Genomic DNA, 21,148 nt, shown 5'->3' with positions numbered 1-21,148 from the left:
CGTGCCGGCGGGTTCTCCCGTGCGGGCGGGTTTTCCCGCACCGGGGGCTTCTCCCGTGCAGGCGGCCGATTTTCGCGCGCGCCGAGACGGTCAGCCGCATTACGGATGTCGTTGGCTGACCGGCTATGGCGCCCTTCGCTATTCACTGGCCGTACGCGCCGACTTGCGCGTGCCTCGAGTGCCACGTGCCTTCGGCGGCCGAGGCGCGCCCAGGACATATGACTTGACCAAATGATTCCAACTGCAGGTGCGGCATACCTCAACCACATGGACTGCGAACTCGTCGTAACGAGTTGCCAACATCACCAGCTCCTCCGCGGTGCGCGCTGAGCCCGACACCGGACCCAGATGATCACCGAAAACCCACGACACCAGCGTGAGCTGCTCTTTACGGCAGATCGGACACATCACCGAACTCTGCTTGCCGTGAAACTTTGCCGCGCGCAGCAGGTACGGGTTGGCATCACAGACCTCCGAGACGCCGGTGCGCCCCGAGTAGACCTCAGCCAGCAGGGACCGCCGCCGAAGCGCGTAGTCCACCACCTGTCTCTGCAATCGCACGATGACCAGAGTACGTCGACCCCCTACACATCGAGGCGCGACCGCGTCACAGCTCCTACGATCATCGGCGTGGCAACTCGGCAGACCGCGACGACCCGGGCCAAAGACAGTGATCGCAACGACACCTGCAAGGTGCTCGACAACGCGCTCGGTGAGGGCCAGTTGTCGATGGAAGAACACCGCCAACGTGTGTCGGCGGCCACCAACGCCACCACCCTGGGGGATCTGGCCCGCCTGGTCGAAGATCTGCAGAACGCCGATGCGCCGGTGCAGTTGCCGACCCTGGCCAAGCCCCGCCTGCCCCGTGTCCGCAAGCCGGCCGGATCCGGGTGGGGCCTGCGGCTGGCCACGGCGGCAGTGCTGGTCCTGCTCGGCATGGGCATCGGCTGGGGCGTGTACGGGAACACCTCCTCACCGTTGAGCTTCAACCCCGACCCGGGGGCCGTGCCCGACGGCATCGACCCGGTGGTGCTGACCCCGCCGACACAGCTGCAATCGCTCAACGGGCTCAAGGGACTGTTCGAGCAGATGCGCCAGAAGTTCGGCAACACCACGGGCTTCGAGCTGCACATCGACCCGGACTCGGCATTGCTCTACCGGCCGGACCCGCAGGACAGCCGTAAGAAGCTCTATTACCGGTACACCGGGGGCTGGGGAGATCCGAGCACCGATCCGCGCAATGTCGAGAAAGACGATCGCCTCGTCGACCTCGCGGCATTCGACTACGAGAAGGTCCTCGGGATCATGCGGGGCGCGCCCGACACGCTCAACACCAAACGCGCCGACGTGAAGAGCACGTGGCTGCGTCTCACACCGTCCGAGGATCCGTCGACACCTGAGGCCGTCAACATCGCCGTCATCGTCAGCAGCGATTTCGGCGGCGGGTCCATCGACCTTTATCCCGACGGCACCGTCAAGGCGATGTACCGCAACAACGGGTGAGCCCTCTCCGCTGAGCGGCCGCCGTCGCGGTTCGGCGGCCGGCCTCATGCTGCGCGACTATCGGCGATCACTTGGCACCAAATATATCGGCGCGATACAGTTTGGCGAGGTGTTGATCCGTCGTAGCGATCAATTCCATCTGATCTGTCGAAAGGGGTGATCTTGATGCTTGAGCTCGCAGTTCTGGGCCTCCTGCTCGAGTCACCCATGCACGGCTATGAGCTGCGCAAGCGATTGACGGGTCTGTTGGGGGCGTTCAGAGCGTTCTCGTACGGGTCGCTCTACCCGGCATTACGTCGCATGCAGGCCGACGGCCTGATCGTCGAGGACGCGGCACCCTTGGGTCCGACCAAGGTGCGCAGGGCTCGGCGCGTGTATCAGCTGACCGATGCCGGCAAGCAGCGATTCACCGAGTTGGTCGCCGACACGGGGCCACAGAACTTCTCCGACGACGGGTTCGGTGTCCACCTCGCCTTCTTCAACCGCACCCCGGCCGAGGCCAGGATGCGAATCCTGGAGGGGCGGCGGCGTCAGGTGGAGGAACGCCGGGAAGGTCTGCGCGAAGCCGTGGCGCGGGCCAGCAGTTCGTTCGACCGCTACACCCGTCAGCTGCACCAGCTGGGCCTGGAGTCCAGCGAACGAGAAGTCAAATGGCTCAACGAGTTGATCGCGGCCGAACGTACGGCGCAGGGACGCTCGGAAAACGCATGAACACAGTCCCGCACATGGCCCAAGGCCGAGCACACAGAACGAGTAAGGAGATCGTCCATGTCTGAGCACGCAGGAGAAATCCGGGTCGCCATCGTCGGCGTCGGTAACTGCGCATCGTCCCTGGTCCAGGGCGTGCAGTACTACCACAACGCCGATGAGAACACGACTGTGCCGGGCCTGATGCACGTGAAGTTCGGCCCGTACCACGTCCGCGACGTGAAGTTCGTGGCCGCGTTCGACGTGGACGCCAAGAAGGTCGGCTTCGACCTGTCCGAGGCCATCTTCGCCTCCGAGAACAACACCATCAAGATCGCCGACGTGCCGCCGACCAACGTGACGGTGCAGCGCGGCCCGACCCTCGACGGCATCGGCAAGTACTACGCCGACACCATCGAGATCTCCGACTTCGAGCCCGTCGACGTGGTCCAGGCGCTCAAGGACGCCAAGGTCGACGTGCTGGTCTCGTACCTGCCGGTGGGTTCCGAAGAGGCCGACAAGTTCTACGCCCAGTGCGCCATCGACGCCGGCGTGGCCTTCGTCAACGCGCTCCCGGTGTTCATCGCCTCCGATCCGGTGTGGGCCAAGAAGTTCGAGGACGCCGGCGTCCCGATCGTCGGCGACGACATCAAGAGCCAGGTCGGCGCGACCATCACCCACCGCGTCATGGCCAAGCTGTTCGAGGATCGCGGCGTCACGCTGGACCGCACCTACCAGCTCAACGTCGGCGGCAACATGGACTTCCTGAACATGCTGGAGCGCTCGCGGCTGGAGTCCAAGAAGGTTTCCAAGACCCAGGCCGTCACCTCCAACCTGACCGGCTCGCTGGCCGGCAAGGTCGAGGACAAGAACGTCCACATCGGCCCGTCCGACCACGTCGCGTGGCTCGACGACCGCAAGTGGGCCTACGTGCGCCTGGAGGGCCGCGCCTTCGGTGACGTGCCGCTGAACCTGGAGTACAAGCTCGAGGTGTGGGACTCGCCCAACTCGGCCGGCGTGATCATCGACGCGGTGCGTGCCGCCAAGATCGCCAAGGACCGCGGCATCGGCGGCCCCATCGAGGCAGCCTCGGCCTACCTGATGAAGAGCCCGCCCAAGCAGATCGCCGACGACGTCGCGCGCATCGAGCTGGAGACCTTCATCGAGGGCTGAGACTTCGCATTCGATTCTGCGCTCAGGGCGTGTGCTTCTCGCACATCTACGCCCTGGGCGCAGAGTCGTTTTGGAAGTAGGGTCGGCGGCGTGGTGAGCGACGACGCATTGACGGGCCTGGACGAGTTCGGGCTCCTGGACGAGAACGCCGAACAGATCGGTGCGACCGGCCCACTGCCGCCGGTCGAGCGTATCGAGCAGGGGCCGATCAGCGCGTTGAAGTTCGGCACCGAGACCCCTCGGATCGTCTTCCTGCACGGCGGCGGCCAGAACGCACACACCTGGGACACCGTGATCCTCGGCCTCGGCGAACCCGCGCTGGCCGTCGACCTGCCCGGGCACGGCCGGTCCGCCTGGCGCGAGGACGGCGACTACGGGCCGAAACTCAATGCCGCAAGCCTGATTCCGGTGCTCGAGCAACATGCCCCCGCCCCACGCCTGGTGGTCGGCATGTCGCTGGGCGGGTTGACGGCACTGCGGATCGCGGCGACCGAACCCTGGCTGGTACCCGAACTCGCGCTCGTCGACGTCACCCCGTCGGCACCCGAACGGCACAACGAGATGACCAAGGCCCAGATGGGCACCGTCGCGCTGGTGCAGGAGAGCCGCACCTTCCCGTCCTTCCAGGCCATGCTGGACATGACCGTCGCCGCTGCTCCGCACCGGGATCCGAAGTCGTTGCGGCGCGGGGTGTTCCACAACTCCAAACAGCTCGACGACGGCACCTGGACGTGGCGCTACGACTCGTTCCGCAAAGGTGACGGCTTTGAGGGGCTATGGGACGACGTCCCGGCGATCACCATGCCCACCACCCTGATCCGGGGCGCCAACTCGTTCTTCGTCAACGACGAAGACGCCGACACCTTCGCCAAGACCGCGCCCGGATTTCAGCGCACCCACGTCGTCGCCGACTCGGGACACTCCGTGCAGGGCGATCAGCCGGCCAAGCTGGTGGAGATCCTGCGCGGCATTCTCGGTACCTAGCAGGTTGCCTGCTGTTAACCCGCTGCTAGCTCAGCTCCCGTAGGTTTCCGCCCGTCCGGCCACTCAGCCCGTGGCCGCTGTCTGGTGGAAGGATCTGCGCGGAATGCCGCTCGTACCGCTGAATCTCTTTGTCACCCACCGTGGGACGTCGTCGCGCCAGCACGTGACCTGCCGTTACCGCTGTGGCGATGCGTGTTCCAAGCCCGCTCCGAACACCAGTGACAACCAGTATTTCGGCGACATCGTCAAGCAGATGTCACGCCGATCGATGCTGCGGGCCGCAGGTGTCACCGTGCTGGCCGTCGGCGCCGGATCTGCGCTGGCCGCCTGCGGTACCGACACGAAGCCTGGACCGACACCGTCCCCCGCTGCGCTGCCCGTCGAAACGCCGCCCGGCATGAAGTTCACCGCCGTCGCACCGAACACCGAAGACGCCGTGGTCATCCCCGACGGCTACCAGCAACGGGTCGTGATCGCGTGGGGCGACGCGGTACTCCCCGACGCCCCGATGTTCGACATCAACCGGCAGACTGCCGATGCACAGCGCAAGCAGTTCGGGTTCAACAACGACTTCGCCGCGCTGCTGCCGATCGAAGGACAAGCCGACCGGTTTCTATTGGTCACCAATTTCGAGTACGTCACGCCGGAATTCATGTTCCCCGGCTATAACGCGGCGGCGCCCACCCGCGAGCAGTTCGACATCGAGATCGCGGCGGTCGGGATGGGCGTGGTCGAGGTGGAACGGGGCACCGACGGCGCACTCAAACCCGTGATGGGCCGCTACAACCGCCGCATCACGGCAGACACTCCGTTCACGCTCACCGGACCCGCGGCGGGCACCGACTTCGTCAAGACCGCTGCGGACCCAACCGGGCGTGCCGTGTCAGGCACCTTTGCCAACTGTGCCGGCGGCGTAACACCCTGGGGCACAGTACTTTCCGGTGAGGAGAACTTTCACGGCTACTTCGGGGCCGCCGAAGGCGCTCCGGCGCCGAAGCCGGCCGACGCCGACCGCTACGCCCGCTACGGCGTCGAGCACGAGCGGTCCGAACTCAAGTGGGAAGACTTCGACCCGCGCTTCGACCTCACCAAGACGCCCAACGAGGTCAACCGCTTCGGCTACGTCGTCGAACTCAACCCGTGGGATCCGGCCTCGACGCCGGTCAAACACTCGGCGCTGGGCCGGCTCAAGCACGAGGGCGCGAACGTGTACGTGACCGGCGACGGCAGCGTGGTGGTCTACACCGGAGACGACGAACGCTTCGACTACATGTACAAGTTCGTCTCCGCCAAGAAGATCGCGCCCGAATGGAAGACCGGGGACCCCGCCGCGATGGCCCACAACATGACCATCCTCGAGGAAGGCACGTTGTACGTCGCCAAGCTGGCCAGCGACATCCCCACCGACGAGATCGATGGCACGGGCAAGCTTCCGGCGAAAGGCTCGTTCGCCGGCTCCGGCACCTGGATCCCGCTGCTGAAGTCCGGACCGAACGGGCAGGCCGAATCTCTCGTCGACGGCGTGACCGCCCAGGAGGCCGCCGTGTTCACCCGCATCGCCGCCGACAAGGCCGGCGCCACCAAGATGGACCGGCCCGAAGACTTCGAGGCCAACCCACACACCGGCAAGGTCTACGTGGCGCTGACCAACAACGCCGAGCGCGGCACGCCCGGCGAGGCCGGCGTGGACGCGGCCAACCCGCGCAACGAGAACAAGAACGGCCAGATCCTGGAGATCACCGACAACCACACCGGCACCGACTTCACCTGGGATCTGCTGCTCGTGTGCGGCGATCCCAAGGCTGCCGACACCTATTACGCCGGGTTCGACAAAGGCCAGGTCAGTCCCATCTCCTGCCCCGACAATCTGGCCTTCGACACCCACGGCAACCTGTGGATCTCGACCGACGGCAACGCGCTCGACGCCAACGACGGACTGTTCGCGGTGGCGCTCGACGGCCCGAGCCGCGGTGAGACCAAACAGTTCCTCACCGTGCCGGTCGGTGCCGAGACGTGCGGGCCGGTGGTGACCGACGATCTCGTCACGGTATGCGTGCAGCACCCGGGCGAGGGTGACGACTACAGCCTCGACAAGCCGCTGTCGCACTGGCCGGGCGGTGGCAACACCCCCGCACGGCCCGCCGTGGTCGCGGTGTGGAAGCCCGGCGGCCAGATCGGCACCGTCTGAGTAGGCTCGAAAAAGTGAGCCATCCCATACGCATCGGTGTACAACTGCAGCCGCAACACTCCCCCAAGTACAGCCATATCCGCGATGCGGTGCGCCGCTGCGAGGACATCGGCGTCGACATCGCCTTCAACTGGGACCATTTCTACCCGCTCTACGGCGACCCCGACGGCGCGCACTACGAATGTTGGACGATGCTCGGCGCCTGGGCCGAGCAGACCTCGCGCATCGAGATCGGCGCCCTGGTCAGCTGCAACTCGTATCGCAACCCCGAACTGCTGGCCGACATGGCCCGCACCGTCGACCACATCTCCGACGGCCGGCTCATCCTGGGCATCGGAAGTGGTTGGAAGCAAAAGGATTACGACGAATACGGGTACGAGTTCGGCACTGCGGGCAGCCGGCTGGACGACCTGGCCCAGGCATTGCCCCGCATCGAAGCCCGGCTGGCCAAGCTCAACCCGGCGCCCACCCGGGAGATCCCGATCCTGATCGGCGGCCAGGGCGAACGCAAGACGCTGCGCCTGGTGGCCGAGCATGCCCACATCTGGCACGCGTTCGTCGACCGCAACACCTATCCGGGCAAGGCCGCCGTACTCGCCGAGCACTGCGCCACCACCGGCCGCGATCCGTCCACCGTGCAGCGCTCGGCAGGTGTGCAGGAAACCGGCGGGATCGACGCGATGCTCGCCGAGGCCGACGCGCTGGCAGACCTGGGGGTCAGCATCATCACCGTCGGCGTCAACGGACCGGAATACGACCTGACCGCCGCCGAGGCTCTCTGCCGGTGGCGCGACGGGCGCGCGCGCAAAGAATAGCGACTGCGCTGAGGCCGCTCACGTCTCCGATCGGGCGAACACGTGAGAAACTTTTGCAACGCCAACGCACGGGGGGTGTGCGTCCCGACTCAAAGGGGGAGTTAACAAGGGTGCCGAAAAACTACGGGGTCAAGGAGAAGGACCAGGTTGTCACGCACATCATCAATCTGGTGATGACGGGCAAGCTGCGTTCCGGCGACCGGATCGACCGCAACGAGATCGTCCGTGACCTCGGGCTCAGCCGCGTCCCCATCCAGGAGGCAGTGGTTCAGCTCGAGCACGACGGAATTCTCTCGACGCGGTACCACCGCGGCGCATTCGTCTCCCGATTCGACGAGGCAACCGTGGCCGAACACCACGAGTTGTACGGGATCCTCAACGGCATCGCCTCAGCTCGCTGTGCCACAAACCCCACCCCGCGCATCATCGCCCACCTCGATGACACGTTGCGCGTGATGCGTTCAGCAAAGGACACCAAGACCTTCCAGGAGGCCTGCTGGGTGTTCCGCGACTCGATCAACGACGAGTACGCCGGACCGCGGCTACACGCCACCATCCGGGCAGGTAAGAGCTTCGCGCCATCGGAGTTCTGGATCAACTACCCGAAGGCCAAGGCCGAGTTCCTCGCCGGCTACGAAGAGGAGACCGCCGCCATTCGCGACCGTGATCCCGAGGCGGCCCGGAAGGCCTGCACCGAGCGCGCCGACCGGATGGCGGAGATCATGATCGCCGAGCTCACCCGGCGCGGAGTGCTCGGCGACTTGCGGTCCCCGTGAGCGGAATCCCTCATCGCCGGGCGTCCGCCCACTAGGTTGCTTCAGATGGACGCCAGACGACCGGCCGCGTTGCTGATTACGGTCCTGATCGTGCTCGGGCTGGTGTGGGCGGCGCCGGCCGGCGCGGACGTCGACCAGTGCGCGCCCCCCGGTGTGGACAGCGCCAGTGCGCTGCCGACCAACCTGGCAGCCGCGGCCACCGGGCCGGGCGCCGACAAGTACACGACCGCCACCGTCGCCCCTGTGGACACGATCCGGGCCGAGAACCTCGGCCTGGGAACCCCGGGCGTGCTCACCGTCGGCACGCTGTCGGACGCACCGCCCAGCATCTGCATCAACTCGGCCGGCCAGTTCACCGGTTTCGACAACGAACTCCTGCGCGCCATCGCCGACAAGCTCGGCCTGCGGATCAACTTCGTCGGCACCGACTTCTCCGGCCTGCTGGCCCAGACCGCTTCCCGACGCTTCGACGTGGCGTCCTCGTCGATCACCACCACCGACGCCCGCAGACGCACCGTCGGCTTCACCAACGGCTACGACTTCGGTTACTTCTCGCTGGTGGTTCCGACCGGCTCACCGATCACCGGCTTCGGCCAGCTCGCCCCCGGTCAGCGCATCGGGGTGGTGCAGGGCACCGTGCAGGAGGCCTACGTCATCGACACACTGCACCTGCAGCCGGTGAAGTTCCCCGACTACAACACCGTCTACGCCAGCCTGAAGACCCGCCAGATCGATGCCTGGGTGGCGCCGTCCCAGCAGGCCTCGGGCACGGTGCAGCCCGGTGACCCGGCACAGATCATCGAAAACACGTTCAGCCTGGACAATTTCGTGGCGTGGGCGGTGGCCAAGGAGAACCGGCCGCTGATCGACGCGCTCAACTCCGGACTGGACGCCGTCATCGCCGACGGCACCTGGGCCCGCCTGTACTCCGACTGGGTCCCGCGGGCCCTGCCCCCCGGCTGGAAGCCCGGCTCCAAGGCCGCGCCCGTCCCCCAGCTGCCCGATTTCGCCGCGATCGCCGCCGCCAAGGAGAAACCCGCCGCCGGAGCCCCGGTGGCGGCCAAATCGACACTGGCGCAACTGGCGGACTCGTTCCTGGACTGGGACCTCTACAAGCAGGCGATCCCCGACCTGCTGCGCACCGGCCTGCCCAACACGCTGATCCTGACCGTGTGCGCCAGCGTCATCGGGCTGGTCCTGGGGATGCTCCTGGCGGTGGCGGGTATCTCGCGGTCGCGGTGGCTGCGGTGGCCGGCCCGGGTCTACACCGACATCTTCCGCGGCCTGCCCGAAGTGGTGATCATCCTGCTGATCGGCCTCGGCATCGGGCCTGTGGTCGGATCGCTCACCGGCAACAGTCCCTACCCCCTTGGCATCGCGGCGCTGGGCCTCATGGCAGCGGCCTACGTCGGGGAGATCTTCCGTTCGGGCATCCAGAGCGTCGAGCCCGGGCAGCTGGAAGCCTCACGCGCCCTTGGCTTCAGCTATGCCTCGTCCATGCGTCTGGTCGTGGTTCCACAGGGCATCCGGCGGGTGCTGCCGGCCCTGATGAACCAGTTCATCTCGCTGCTCAAGGCCTCGTCGCTGGTGTACTTCCTCGGCCTGGTGGCCAGCCAGCGAGAACTGTTCCAGGTGGGCCGGGATCTCAACGCGCAGACCGGAAATCTGTCGCCGCTGGTGGCAGCCGGACTGTTCTACCTGCTGCTGACCATCCCGCTGACCCATCTGGTGAACTTCGTCGACAACCGGCTGCGCAGAGGACGCCCGCCCGCCGAAGAGGATCCCCTGCCGGCGGCGACCAACCAGGAGATGATCTGATGTCGGCACCACAGCCAGTCGCGCTGGCCGCGAAGGACATCCACCTGTCGTTCGGGCCCAACGCTGTGCTGCGCGGGGTGGATCTGGATGTGCCCGCGGGCACCACGACGGCCATCATCGGCCCGTCGGGCTCCGGGAAATCGACGCTGCTGCGCACGCTGAACCGCCTGTACGAGCCCGACCGCGGCGACATCCTGCTCGACGGCCGCTCGGTGCTGGCCGACAATCCCGACCGCCTGCGCCAGCGCATCGGCATGGTGTTCCAACAGTTCAATCTGTTCCCGCACAAGACCGTTCTGGACAACGTCACCCTCGGCCCGCGCAAGCTCAAAGGGCTCAGCGCCGACCACGCCCGCACATTGGGGCTCGAGCAACTGGAACGGGTTGGTCTGCGGCACAAGGCCGATGTCCGTCCGGCAACGCTGTCGGGCGGCCAGCAGCAGCGCGTCGCGATCGCCCGCGCCCTCGCCATGGCGCCGGAGGTGATGTTCTTCGACGAGGCCACCTCGGCGCTGGATCCCGAGCTGGTCAAGGGAATCCTCGAGTTGATCGCCGAGCTGGCCGCCGAGGGGATGACGATCCTGGCGGTCACCCACGAGATGGGCTTCGCCCGATCGACCGCCGACGCGGTGGTGTTCATGGACCACGGCAAGGTGGTCGAGTCGGGTACCCCTGACCAGATCTTCGAAGCGGCCGAGACAGATCGGCTGCGCCGCTTCCTGTCGCAGGTGCTGTGAGGGCGAAGCGGTGGGGAGGGAAAGCGCTGCGCCAAACCCCACAAGCTGCCGACCTGGCAGCTTCAGACAGGTTAGACTAGCGAATTATGGCGGAGCCCGATTCACAGGTCACTGAGCTGGCCGGAGAGCTGCAACGCGTCCTCTCCAAGGTGTTCTCCGTGCTGCGCCGCGGCGACACCAACAAGGGCACCGCCGGCGAACTCACGCTGGCCCAGCTCTCGATCCTGCTCACCCTGCTCGACCAGGGCCCGATCCGGATGACCGAACTGGCCGCCCGTGAGCGCGTACGCACCCCCACCACCACCGTCGCGATCCGCCGGCTGGAGAAGCTGGGCCTGGTCAAGCGTTCTCGCGACCCTTCGGACCTGCGGGCCGTGCTCGTGGAGGTCACCCCGCGCGGGCTGGTGCAGCACCGCGAATCGCTGGCGGCTCGACGGGCCGATCTGGCGGCCCGCCTGGCCAATCTGAGCCAGGATGACCTCGCCACCCTCGCCACCGCGCTGGCCCCGCTTGAGCGCCTGGCCGTCCAGAACGAGCAGGCGCCGGCCGCCAGCGCCAAGTCCGAGTAGCGGTCTAGCCCAACCAGTCCAACACCGCGGCCGCGGTCCACGACTGCTGCATGCTGCCCAGCGGCTCCCCGGTGAACGGCTCGTAGTACTCGGCGAAAGTCCCATCGCTGGCCTGGCGCAACCCTTCCCGGCGCAGGGTCGAGGCCCGCTCGGCCCAGCCCCGGCGCGCGAAGCACCACGAGAACAGCCACGTCATCACCGGCCACACCGGGCCGCGCCAGTACTCCCGCGACCGAAAGTCCCGCGACACCGGCGACGTCGACGGGATGAGCCCGTACCGCAGGTCCGGATGCCCACAGAAGCGTGGGCCTTCCAGCAGCTTCAGCAGTGCGCGTTCCCGCTCGTGCGGCAGCCCGCCGCACAGCAGCGGTGCGAACTGCGCGACCGTCTCGGTGGCCACCCACTTGTTCGCACGCACGTCGTAATCCCTTGCTGCGCCGGTGCGTTCATCGGTGGTTTCGACGACGCCGACGCGGAAGCGCTCCGCCCAGGAGTAGAGATCGCGGACATCGGCATGCGGGCGCTTGTAATCCTCCCCGATCTCGGCGAGCACCTGGCAGGCCACCGAGAAGATCGCCGAGACGAACACGTCCTCGACCGCGAAGCTCATCACCTTGGGGAGCAGATCATCGTCGTACCGAACGGATTTCATCTCCTCGAGCAGCCACAGATACCGGTCGTACTCGAGATCGCTCGGCCGCTGCGTGGCGTCGGTGATGATCGCGTTGTCCTCACGCTGATACTCCGGCACGGTACCGGGAATCACGTTGGCGTACGCGCTGTCCCAGCGCGGTGAGTTGTCCATGCCGGACTCCCACCCGTGGTACAGCGTGATGCGGCCCCGGCCGTCCTGGTCCCGGGTCTCTGCCAGCCAACGGTGCCAGCGCACCAGGTCGGCCCACCGCCGGTCCAGGAAGCTGGCCGCGACCGCCCGGGTGGACCGGCCACGGCTGCGCGCGTGATCGAGGATGCGCTGCACCGCGATCGCGTGCACCGGTGGCTGCGTGATGCCGGAGGTGTGCCGGACCCGCGGCGCGTTGGCCGCCAACGCCGAGGTGGCCCATCTGGCCGGGCCGGGGAAGTAGCCGTCGACGCCGTTGGCGAAGACGATGTGCGGGATCATCCCGTTCCGCCACTGGGCGGAGAGCAGCGTGTCGAGCTCCACCACAGCGCGCTCGACACTCAGCGGGGCGAGCCCGATCGAGACGAACGCCGCGTCCCAGCTCCACATGTGCGGATACAGCAACGGCGCGGCAGTGGTCATCACACCCAGGTCGTTGCCGCGCAGGAGGTACGCGGCCCGCGCGGCGAGCTGGGTGGGAGCGAAGCTGGGATCCGGTGGCATCCCTACCATGATGCGACGCCGCGCCCCGGTCCGCAGGTCGGCCCCGTGTCGTCGAGCGTCACAGTAACGTTGCAGTCGTGCCGTCTGCATTGATCACCGGAGCCGCTGGCGGCATCGGTTCGGCCATCGCCGCCGCCCTTGCCCCCACCCACACGTTGTTTCTGGCCGGACGTCCGTCGGCCCGCCTCGATGCGCTCGCCGAACGCCTCGGCGCGCCGACCTGGCCGCTGGACCTGACCGACGCCGATTCGATCGAATCGGCCACCGAGGTGCTCGCCGAGCTCGACGTGCTGGTGCACAACGCCGGGGTGCTCTATCCGGGCCGGGTCTCCGACTCCATCGCCGAACAGTGGCGGGCGTCCTTCGAGGTCAACGTCACCGGGGCGGTGGCCCTCACCCTGGCCCTGCTGCCCGCACTGCGGGCTGCCCGCGGGCATGTCGTCTTCATCAATTCCGGTGCCGGCCAGAAGGTTTCACCCGGGATGGCGTCCTACTCCGCAAGCAAGTTCGCGCTGCGGGCATTCGCCGATTCGCTGCGCGCCGACGAACCGTCACTGCGCGTCACCTCGATCTTCCCGGGGCGTACCGACACCGAGATGCAACGCGACCTGGTGGCCTATGAGACTGCAGTAAGCGATACCGAAGGCGTCGGCGAATACGACCCGGCGAAATTCCTCAAGCCCGAGACGGTCGCCGGGCTGGTGGCGACGGCTGTCACCACCCCGCCCGACGGCCACGTGCACGAAATCGTGGTCCGCCCAGGGTGATTTGTGCACCTCCCGTAACGGTCAGCGTTACGGGACGTGCACAAGTCACTACACGACGAGGTTGACCAGCCGGCCCGGGACGACAATGACCTTCTTGGGGGTGGCGCCGTCCAGGAAGGCCAGCACCTTCTCGTCGGCCAGCGCCGCGGCTTCGAGCCCGGCCCTGTCCACATCGGCGGCCACCGTGATCTTGCCCCGCACCTTGCCGTTGACCTGGACCGGGAACTCGATGGTGTCGTCCACCAGGTACTGCGGATCGGCCACCGGGAACGGCCCGTGCGCAAGTGGGGTGTCGTGGCCCAACCGCTTCCACAGCTCCTCGGCCAGGTGCGGCGCCAGCGGGGCCACCATCAGCACCAGTGGCTCGATCGCGGCGCGGGCTGCCACCCCCTCCTTGGTCAGGTGGTTGGTGTACTCGATCAGTTTGGCTGCGGCGGTGTTGTTGCGAAGCGCCGCATAGTCTTCGGTCACCCCGGCGATCGTGCGATGCAGGACCTTGAGCGTGTCGGTGTCGAGTGCCTCGTGCTCGTTGACGCCGCTCGCGCCGGTTCCCTCGTCGACCACCGCACGCCACACCCGCTGCAGGAAGCGGTGCGCACCGACGACGTCCTTGGTGGCCCAGGGCCGCGACGCCTCCAACGGACCCATCGACATCTCGTACACGCGCAGGGTGTCCGCGCCGTACTCGTCGCAGATCTCGTCGGGTGAGACGGAGTTCTTCAGGCTCTTGCCGATCTTGCCGAACTCCTGGTTCACCTCGATCTCACCGTCGGGGCCGGGCCAGAAGAACTTCCCCCCGCGCTCGACGACTTCGGCCGCGGGAACATAGCTGCCGCGGGCGTCGGTATAGGCGAAGGCCTGGATGTAGCCCTGGTTGACCAGACGGCGGTACGGCTCCTTCGAACTGACGAAGCCGAGGTCGAAGAGCACCTTGTGCCAGAACCGCGAGTACAGCAGGTGCAGCACCGCATGCTCGACACCGCCGACGTACAGGTCGACCCCGCCCGGATCATCCGGACCGTGCTCGGCCGGACGGGGGCCCATCCAGTAGGCCTCGTTCTCCTTGGCACACAGCTCTTCTGAGTTCTGCGGATCGGTGTAGCGCAGCTCATACCAGGAGCTGCCCGCCCACTGCGGCATCACGTTGGTGTCGCGGGTGTAGGTCTTCAGCCCGTCACCGAGATCCAGCTCGACATGCACCCATTCGGTGGCCTTGCCCAGCGGCGGCGACGGCTCACTGTCGGCGTCGTCGGGGTCGAACGACACCGGCGCGTAGTCCGGGATGTCCGGAAGTTCCACCGGCAGAGCCGATTCCGGCAGAGGGTGGGCCCGACCCTGGGCGTCGTAGACGATCGGGAACGGCTCACCCCAGTACCGCTGCCGGGCGAACAGCCAGTCCCGCAGCTTGTACTCGATACGGGCGCGGCCACGACCGTCGGCCTCGAGGTGTCCGATGACAACTTCCTTGGCCTCGGCCACCGACAGCCCGTTGAGGTAGTCGGAGTTCACCATGGTGCCGTCACCGTTGTAGGCCGCCTCGGTGATGTCGCCCCCCGAGACCACCTCGATGACGGGCAGGCCGAACTCGGTGGCGAAGTCCCAGTCGCGCTGGTCGCCACCGGGCACCGCCATGATGGCGCCGGTTCCGTAACCGGCCAGCACGTAATCGGCGATGAACACCGGAACCTGCTGCCCGTTCACCGGATTGGTGGCGTAGGCGCCGAGGAACACGCCCGTCTTGGTCTTGTTCTCCTGGCGCTCCAGATCCGACTTGGCCGCGATCCCGGCCCGGTAGGCGGCCACGGCCTCGGCCGGCGTCGCCGCACCGAAGGTCCAGCGCGAATCGGTGCCCTCGGGCCAGGCGTCGGCGACCAGTGCGTCCACCAGATCGTGTTCGGGGGCCAGCACCAGGTAGGTGGCGCCGAACAGCGTGTCCGGACGGGTGGTGAACACCTCGACATCGCCTGCCGCGGTGCCGAATTCGACAGAAGCTCCGGTGGACCGGCCGATCCAGTTGCGCTGCATGGCCTTGACCTTGTCCGGCCACTCCAGCAATTCCAGGTCGTCGAGCAGCCGGTCGGAGTAGGCGGTGATGCGCATCATCCACTGCCGAAGGCGCTTCCGGAACACCGGGAAGTTGCCGCGGTCGCTGCGGCCGTCGGCGGTGACTTCCTCGTTGGCCAGCACGGTGCCCAGACCTGGGCACCAGTTCACCATCGAGTCGGCGCGGTACACCAGCCGATAGCCGTCCAACACGTCGGCACGCTCGGCCGCCGACAACTCGGCCCACGCCTTGCCGACGTCGAGAGTCCTTGTCCCGGACTCGAATTCGGCAACCAGCTCGCTGATGGGCCGGGCCTTGGCGGCTGCGGTGTCGAACCAGGCGTTGTAGATCTGCAGGAAGATCCACTGCGTCCACTTGTAGAAGTCGACATCGGTGGTGGCGAAGCTGCGCCGCGAGTCGTGGCCGAGGCCGAGCCGGCCCAGCTGCCTGCGGAAGTTGACGATGTTCGCCTCGGTCCGGGTCCGCGGATGCGTGCCGGTCTGCACGGCGTACTGCTCGGCAGGCAGGCCGAACGCGTCGAAGCCCAGTGCATGCAGCACGTTGCGTCCGGTCATCCGGTAATACCGGGCGTAGACGTCGGTGGCGATGTAACCCAGCGGATGCCCGACATGCAGGCCGTCACCGGACGGGTACGGGAACATGTCCTGGACGAACATCTTGTCGGCGGGCAGCTCCGAGCCGTCCTGCGGTGCCAGCGAGCCCACCGGATTGGCCACGTTGAACGTCCCCAGCGCGTGCCACCGCTCTTGCCAGGTGCGCTCGATCCGGCCCGCCAGTTCCGCGGTGTAGCGATGCTGCGGGGTGTCTTCCCCCGCACGAGAGGAGGACAAATCACCTTCTGACTGCCCTGGCTGGGACGTGGTGGCGGGTTCGATCACGACGTTCAGGGTATAAGGCCACGGTTTGAGCAGCTCACCACCCGTCTGCCGTCCCCGTCGGCCACAGCTTGGTATCGGTTGCGTCGCGGCACTGTCAGGGGTTGATTCCAGGTCGATTGAGTTGCTGGTGGCGGGTGGTGACCCGTGGATAGTCTCGGCCCCTAGTGAAGAGGCTGCCTGGTGAGGGCACGGTTTGCGGAGGGAACGAGTGATGATCGAGTTGGCCCGTCGGTGGCGGGTGCTGGCAGCAGGCACGGCCGTCGGAGTGGCCGGGGTTGTCGGCCTCGCCGGTCAGACTGCCGCAGCCGAACCCCTGCTGCCGGCTCCCAGCGTCCCTGGTCCGGTGACGGTGACCCAGACCGTCACGGTCGCCCCTGCCGCAGCCCCCGCGGCACCGGTCGCGGCAGCACCCGCGGCACCCGCGGCCGTCGCCCCCGGCGCGGCCGTCGTCCCGGGTGCGGCGGCCAACCCCGTCCCCGCGGTCGCGGCGCAGGCCCCGGTGGCCCAGACCATCACCCCAGCCACGTCAGGCACCTTCGCCGAGTTCTTCAAGAGCAAGGGCGTGAAGATGGAGCCGCAGGTCAGCCACGATTTCAAGGCGCTGAGCATCGTCCTGCCGCTGCCGTCGGGCTGGACCAAGGTGCCCGATCCCAACGTCCCCGACGCCTTCGCGGTGATCGCCGACCGGGGCAGCGCCGACCTGTACACCCCCAACGCACAGGTGGTGGTCTACAAACTCGTCGGCAATTTCGACCCGGCCGAGGCGGCGAGCCACGGTTTCGTCGACACCCAGCAGTTGCAGAGCTGGCGGCCCACCGACATGGCCATGGGCGACTTCAACGGTTTTCCGTCGGCCTTCATCGAAGGTAGCTATATGTCGGGCAGTCAGATGCTCAACACCTCGCGCAGGCACATCCTGGCCACCGCGGGACCCGACCACTACCTGGTGTCACTGTCGGTGAACTCCTCGGCCGCCAACCAGGGCGTTTCCGCGGCTGCCGACGCCGCCGACGCGATCGTGTCCGGGTTCAAGGTCAGCGCTCCGGCCCCGGCCGCTCCCCCGCCGCCAGCTACTCCGGCCGCGCCCGCAGCTGCTCCGGCGCCGGGTTTGCCCCAGCTCCTGGGCCTGCAGGGCTGAACCACCAGGGCCCTCCCCGACCTCGCAATACCGACCGGCGCCTCGTATTGTGTGGCGCATGCTGATCGCCGCGCTGCTGTGCCTGAGCGCCGCCGTCATCGTCGGTGTGTTCGGGCTGTGGTTGTTGACCAGACCTCGTACCGGTGATCCCGTGCGCTCGGTCCTGAGGGCCGTGGCCCCCACCCAACTGGCTGCCGCGGTGATGCTCGCCGCCGGTGGTGCCGCCGCCCTGGCGGCCGCACCCCACACCGGCCTGATGGTCGTCATGGTGTGCATCATCGGCGCCGTCGCCACGGTCGCCGCCGGCTGCTGGCAGAGCGCCAAGGCCGTCGCGGCGGCGGAGGCCGGCTCGGCCTCCGGTGCGGGCTGCGCCGGTCCGTGCGCCAGCTGCACACTTTCTTGCAAGTGACGGAGTGCAGGTAGCCCGTTAGTTGCGGCTCACATCGATCGGATGGGTCGCCAGTAGCGACATCGGCAACGGCTGACGACGCAGCACCCGGGCCCACAGGTCGATCCGCGGCTCGATCAGCACATCCGACGGCAACGCCGAGAGCACGATCCAGTCGTCGCGTTCGATCTCGCCGTCCAGTTGTCCGATGGTCCAGCCGGAGTACCCGGCGAATATCCGCACGCCCTCGATGGCCGGGGCCAGGGTGTCCGGGTCGGCGTCGAGATCGACCATCACCACGCGGCCCTGCACGTGCCGCAGCCCCGGAATACCCTCGGCCTGCACGCCGACCCGCAGCGTCGCCAGGCACAACGCCGAGTCCCGCTTGACCGGGCCGCCGATGAACATGGTCTTGGGTTTGGTGGTGAGCTTCGACCACTGCGGCAGCACGTTGTACACCGCTGTCTCGCTGGGCCGGTTCAGCACGACGCCGAGGGTTCCGCCGGCGTTGTGCTCGACGATGTAGATGACGCTGCGCCGGAATGTCGGCTCCAGCAGATCGGTGTTGGCCAGCAGCAGTGTGCCCGGTCGTACCCGGTGCGCCGCAGGCGCGATGAAATCCTCCGGATCTTCTGACTGCGCCACGCCCTACATCATGGCACCGCAATTGCCCAGACGTGGCGAACAAGCCCGGGCGCGGTCGGATTTCGGCGCAGCTTTGTACTGTTGATCGGGTGATTCATGCGCGTGCTCCCCGTGCCCTCTGGCACTCGTTGCGCGGCATGACCGAATTCCGCAGGCTGCTGGAGTTGCGCGCGGTCAGCCAGTTCGGCGACGGCCTCTTCCAGGCCGGTCTGGCCGGCGCGATCCTGTTCAACCCGGAGCGTCAGGCCGAACCGTGGCAGATCGCCGCGGCATTCGCGGTGATGTTCCTGCCGTACTCGGTGCTGGGCCCGTTCGCCGGAGCCCTGCTGGACCGCTGGGACCGGCGCCTGGTGCTGATCGGGGCCAACCTGGGCCGGCTGTTGGTGGTGCTGCTCGTGGCCGTGCTGCTGGCTTTCGGTGCCGGCGATGTGCCGATCTTGTGCTGCGCGCTGATCGTCAACGGGTTGACCCGGTTCGTCTCGTCGGGCCTGTCGGCCTCGCTGCCCGATGTGGTGCCGAGCGACCGGGTGATCACGATGAACTCGGTGGCCACCGCGGTCGGTGCGCTGGCCGCGTTCCTCGGCGCGGACTTCATGCTGGTGCCGCGCAAGGTGTTCGGTGCCGACGACACCGGAGCCTCGGTGGTCATGTTGATGGTGGCGGTCCCCGTGGCGCTCGCGCTGTGGCTGTCGGTGCGCTTCGGTCCGCATGTGCTGGGCCCGCACGAGAGCAAGCGCACCATCCACGGCTCGGTCGCCTATGCGGTGGCCACCGGCTGGGTCCACGGTGCCCGCACGGTGTGGGCCGTACGGCCCGTCGCGGGCACCCTGGCCGGGCTGGCCGCGCACCGGATGGCGTTCGGGATCAACTCGCTGCTGGTGCTGGTGATCGTCCGGCACAGCGACAACCCCGATGTGACCGGACTCGGTCTGGGTACCGCGGTGCTGTTCATGGCCGCCGGCGGTATCGGACAGTTCGCGGCCACGGTCGCCGCCCCGGCGGTGATCGGCCGCTTCGGACGCTACGCGACGGCCAACGGCGCCCTCGGTTTCGCCGTGGTGGTCCAGCTGGTGGCGATCGGCCTGCACATACCGGTCATGGTGACCTGCGGCCTGCTGCTGGGGGCGGCGGGCCAATTGGTGAAGCTGTGTGCAGACTCGGCCATGCAGATCGACGTCGACGACGCGTTGCGCGGCCACGTCTTCACCGTGCAGGACGCGCTGTTCTGGATGTCGTTCGTCGCGGCGATCTCCGTGGCGGCCGCGGTGATCCCCGCCGACGGGCACTCCCCGGCCCTGGTGGCCGCCGGGGCCGTGGCCTACGTCGTCGGGCTCGGTCTGCACGCCGTGGTGGCATCGCCGAAGCGGGTGTGACCCACCGGTCTAGGCTGACCGCCATGGTGAGCGCCGAGCCGATCGTGGCCGACCTGTCCGCCGAGAGCGACGACCTCGATGCCCTGGTGGCCGACCTCCCGCCCGAGCGCTGGGCCACCGCCACCCCGGCCGAGGGCTGGACCATCGCCCACCAGATCGCCCACCTGCTGTGGACCGATCGGGTATCGGTCATCGCGATCACCGACCAACCCGGCTTCGACGCCGTCCTTGCCGATGCGATGCAGAATCCGACCGGGTTCGTCGACGCCGCAGCCGAGGAGCTCGCGCTGACGCCACCCGAGCGGCTGCTGGAAGACTGGCGCGAGACGCGGGCCAGACTGCACACCGAACTCGTGAACGTCGCCGAGGGCCGCAAGCTGCCGTGGTTCGGCCCGCCGATGAGCGCGACGTCCATGGCCACCGCCCGCATGATGGAGACCTGGGCGCACGGCCTCGATGTGGCCGACGCGCTCGGAGTGCACCGGCCCGCCACCGCACGCCTGCGCTCGATTGCCCACATCGGTGTGCGCACAAGGGATTTCGCGTTCACCGTGCACGGTCTGACGCCGCCCGCCGAGCCGTTCCGCGTCGAACTGCGCGCGCCCGACGGCACCCTGTGGGAGTGGGGACCCGACGATGCGCAGCAGCGCGTGACGGGGTCGGCCGAGGATTTCTGCATGCTGGTGACCCAGCGCCGGGCGCCCGCCGAACTGGACGTGACCGCGGTCGGTGACGACGCCACCAAGTGGCTGACCATCGCGCAGGCCTTCGCCGGTCCGCCGGGCGCCGGGCGAGGCTGAGCGCCTCAGGACACCGCGTCGGCGCGGCCGTCCCCATCGGTGTCGGCCAGCTTCAGGTCCCACCGCCCGTCACCGTCGGTGTCGACGTATGCCAGGCCCCCTGCCAGCACCCGGTCCGCCCGACCGTCACCGTCGGCGTCGATCAACTGGTCATCGACAGCACCGTCGGCGTCGAAATCCACCATCGGTCCGCCGGTGGCCTCGACCCCGTCCAGACCGAACCAGCGAACCTGCCCCGACCGGTCCACTCGCACCGCCCAGGTGCCCGAACCGTCGTCGGAGAAATAGCTCTCGGCCTGCCCGTCGTCGTCGCCGTCGAGCACTGCCCGCTCGGCGACACCGTCGCCGTCGAAATCTGCCATCACGTCATCGATGCGGCCGTCACCGTCGAAATCCAGGCCGATACCGTCAGGGCTGCCGTTGCCGTCCACATCCACATCGGGCACCCCGGTGACGATGGTCGCGGTCCCGTCAGGGTCACCCAGGCAGTAGTCCATGA

20 protein-coding genes are annotated in these 21,148 nt (G+C 67.7%); 15 read left to right on the top strand and 5 right to left on the bottom strand.

Annotated elements, in window-relative coordinates:
- Positions 1-138: 138 nt before the first annotated feature.
- Positions 139-561, bottom strand: a complete 423-nt coding sequence (locus ACNQR1_RS02505; RefSeq protein ID WP_036443617.1) for a DUF5318 domain-containing protein — start codon at positions 559-561, stop codon at positions 139-141.
- A gap of 69 nt (positions 562-630) precedes the next feature.
- Between ACNQR1_RS02505 and ACNQR1_RS02500 the strand changes: the two genes are divergently transcribed.
- The 10 genes from ACNQR1_RS02500 (at position 631) to ACNQR1_RS02455 (ending at position 11,250) form a co-directional block, all read left to right on the top strand.
- Entirely contained in the window at positions 631-1,503 is an 873-nt protein-coding gene (locus tag ACNQR1_RS02500) for a DUF1707 SHOCT-like domain-containing protein (RefSeq protein ID WP_418043802.1), read from the top strand.
- A 165-nt stretch (positions 1,504-1,668) separates the two neighbouring features.
- The gene (locus ACNQR1_RS02495) at positions 1,669-2,214 is read left to right on the top strand and encodes a PadR family transcriptional regulator (protein WP_418043801.1); all 546 of its coding nucleotides are present in this window, start codon (positions 1,669-1,671) and stop codon (positions 2,212-2,214) included.
- A gap of 57 nt (positions 2,215-2,271) precedes the next feature.
- Positions 2,272-3,363 (top strand): inositol-3-phosphate synthase, encoded by a 1,092-nt coding sequence (locus ACNQR1_RS02490; protein WP_418043800.1) that lies wholly within the window; start codon positions 2,272-2,274, stop codon positions 3,361-3,363.
- A 90-nt stretch (positions 3,364-3,453) separates the two neighbouring features.
- Positions 3,454-4,347, top strand: coding sequence for an alpha/beta fold hydrolase (locus ACNQR1_RS02485; RefSeq protein WP_418043799.1), 894 nt, complete (start codon positions 3,454-3,456; stop codon positions 4,345-4,347).
- 103 nt (positions 4,348-4,450) lie between these two features.
- Complete coding sequence (locus tag ACNQR1_RS02480) at positions 4,451-6,535, top strand: PhoX family protein (protein ID WP_418050248.1); 2,085 nt, start codon at positions 4,451-4,453, stop codon at positions 6,533-6,535.
- Positions 6,532-7,350, top strand: coding sequence for an LLM class F420-dependent oxidoreductase (locus tag ACNQR1_RS02475; RefSeq protein WP_418050247.1), 819 nt, complete (start codon positions 6,532-6,534; stop codon positions 7,348-7,350). The genes ACNQR1_RS02480 and ACNQR1_RS02475 overlap by 4 nt, the downstream gene beginning before the upstream one ends.
- Before the next feature lie 110 nt (positions 7,351-7,460).
- Positions 7,461-8,126 carry a GntR family transcriptional regulator gene (locus tag ACNQR1_RS02470; RefSeq protein WP_418043798.1) on the top strand — a complete coding sequence of 222 codons (666 nt, stop codon included), beginning with the start codon at positions 7,461-7,463 and terminating at the stop codon, positions 8,124-8,126.
- Between the two features lie 45 nt (positions 8,127-8,171).
- Complete coding sequence (locus tag ACNQR1_RS02465; RefSeq protein WP_418043797.1) at positions 8,172-9,944, top strand: ABC transporter substrate-binding protein/permease; 1,773 nt, start codon at positions 8,172-8,174, stop codon at positions 9,942-9,944.
- Complete coding sequence (locus ACNQR1_RS02460) at positions 9,944-10,681, top strand: amino acid ABC transporter ATP-binding protein (RefSeq protein WP_418043796.1); 738 nt, start codon at positions 9,944-9,946, stop codon at positions 10,679-10,681. Before ACNQR1_RS02465 ends, ACNQR1_RS02460 begins: the two co-directional genes overlap by 1 nt.
- A gap of 86 nt (positions 10,682-10,767) precedes the next feature.
- A complete protein-coding gene (locus ACNQR1_RS02455) occupies positions 10,768-11,250 on the top strand; it encodes a MarR family winged helix-turn-helix transcriptional regulator (RefSeq protein ID WP_418043795.1) in 483 nt (160 codons plus the stop codon).
- Positions 11,251-11,254: 4 nt separating this feature from the next.
- On the opposite strand, the gene ggh is transcribed toward ACNQR1_RS02455, so the two are convergent.
- Positions 11,255-12,595, bottom strand: coding sequence for a glucosylglycerate hydrolase (ggh, locus tag ACNQR1_RS02450; protein ID WP_418043794.1), 1,341 nt, complete (start codon positions 12,593-12,595; stop codon positions 11,255-11,257).
- A 77-nt stretch (positions 12,596-12,672) separates the two neighbouring features.
- Between ggh and ACNQR1_RS02445 the strand changes: the two genes are divergently transcribed.
- On the top strand, positions 12,673-13,362 hold the full coding sequence (locus ACNQR1_RS02445; RefSeq protein ID WP_418043793.1) for an SDR family oxidoreductase: 690 nt from the start codon (positions 12,673-12,675) through the stop codon (positions 13,360-13,362).
- A 48-nt stretch (positions 13,363-13,410) separates the two neighbouring features.
- On the opposite strand, the gene leuS is transcribed toward ACNQR1_RS02445, so the two are convergent.
- Complete coding sequence (gene leuS / locus ACNQR1_RS02440; protein WP_418050246.1) at positions 13,411-16,257, bottom strand: leucine--tRNA ligase; 2,847 nt, start codon at positions 16,255-16,257, stop codon at positions 13,411-13,413.
- Between the two features lie 259 nt (positions 16,258-16,516).
- Here leuS and ACNQR1_RS02435 point away from each other — a divergent pair, with 259 nt between their 5' ends.
- Together ACNQR1_RS02435 and ACNQR1_RS02430 are read left to right on the top strand one after the other, a co-directional pair.
- Positions 16,517-17,443: an LpqN/LpqT family lipoprotein gene (locus ACNQR1_RS02435; RefSeq protein WP_418043792.1), complete on the top strand. Its 927-nt coding sequence runs from the start codon at positions 16,517-16,519 to the stop codon at positions 17,441-17,443.
- 58 nt (positions 17,444-17,501) lie between these two features.
- Entirely contained in the window at positions 17,502-17,852 is a 351-nt protein-coding gene (locus ACNQR1_RS02430; protein WP_418043791.1) for a hypothetical protein, read from the top strand.
- Positions 17,853-17,870: 18 nt separating this feature from the next.
- Here ACNQR1_RS02430 and ACNQR1_RS02425 read toward each other — a convergent pair whose 3' ends face one another.
- Positions 17,871-18,476 carry a YqgE/AlgH family protein gene (locus ACNQR1_RS02425; protein WP_418043790.1) on the bottom strand — a complete coding sequence of 202 codons (606 nt, stop codon included), beginning with the start codon at positions 18,474-18,476 and terminating at the stop codon, positions 17,871-17,873.
- Between the two features lie 89 nt (positions 18,477-18,565).
- Between ACNQR1_RS02425 and ACNQR1_RS02420 the strand changes: the two genes are divergently transcribed.
- Together ACNQR1_RS02420 and ACNQR1_RS02415 are read left to right on the top strand one after the other, a co-directional pair.
- Positions 18,566-19,849, top strand: coding sequence for an MFS transporter (locus ACNQR1_RS02420; RefSeq protein WP_418043789.1), 1,284 nt, complete (start codon positions 18,566-18,568; stop codon positions 19,847-19,849).
- A gap of 23 nt (positions 19,850-19,872) precedes the next feature.
- Positions 19,873-20,649, top strand: a complete 777-nt coding sequence (locus ACNQR1_RS02415; protein ID WP_418043788.1) for a TIGR03084 family metal-binding protein — start codon at positions 19,873-19,875, stop codon at positions 20,647-20,649.
- Positions 20,650-20,654: 5 nt separating this feature from the next.
- Here ACNQR1_RS02415 and ACNQR1_RS02410 read toward each other — a convergent pair whose 3' ends face one another.
- Positions 20,655-21,146, bottom strand: a complete 492-nt coding sequence (locus tag ACNQR1_RS02410; protein WP_418043787.1) for a pullulanase — start codon at positions 21,144-21,146, stop codon at positions 20,655-20,657.
- Between the last annotated feature and the right edge of the window lie 2 nt (positions 21,147-21,148).

This window comes from Mycobacterium sp. 48b, assembly GCF_048282725.1.
Lineage (GTDB): Bacteria > Actinomycetota > Actinomycetes > Mycobacteriales > Mycobacteriaceae > Mycobacterium.
Note: the sequence above shows the minus strand (reverse complement) of the source record. Positions and strands in the feature narration are given on the sequence as shown.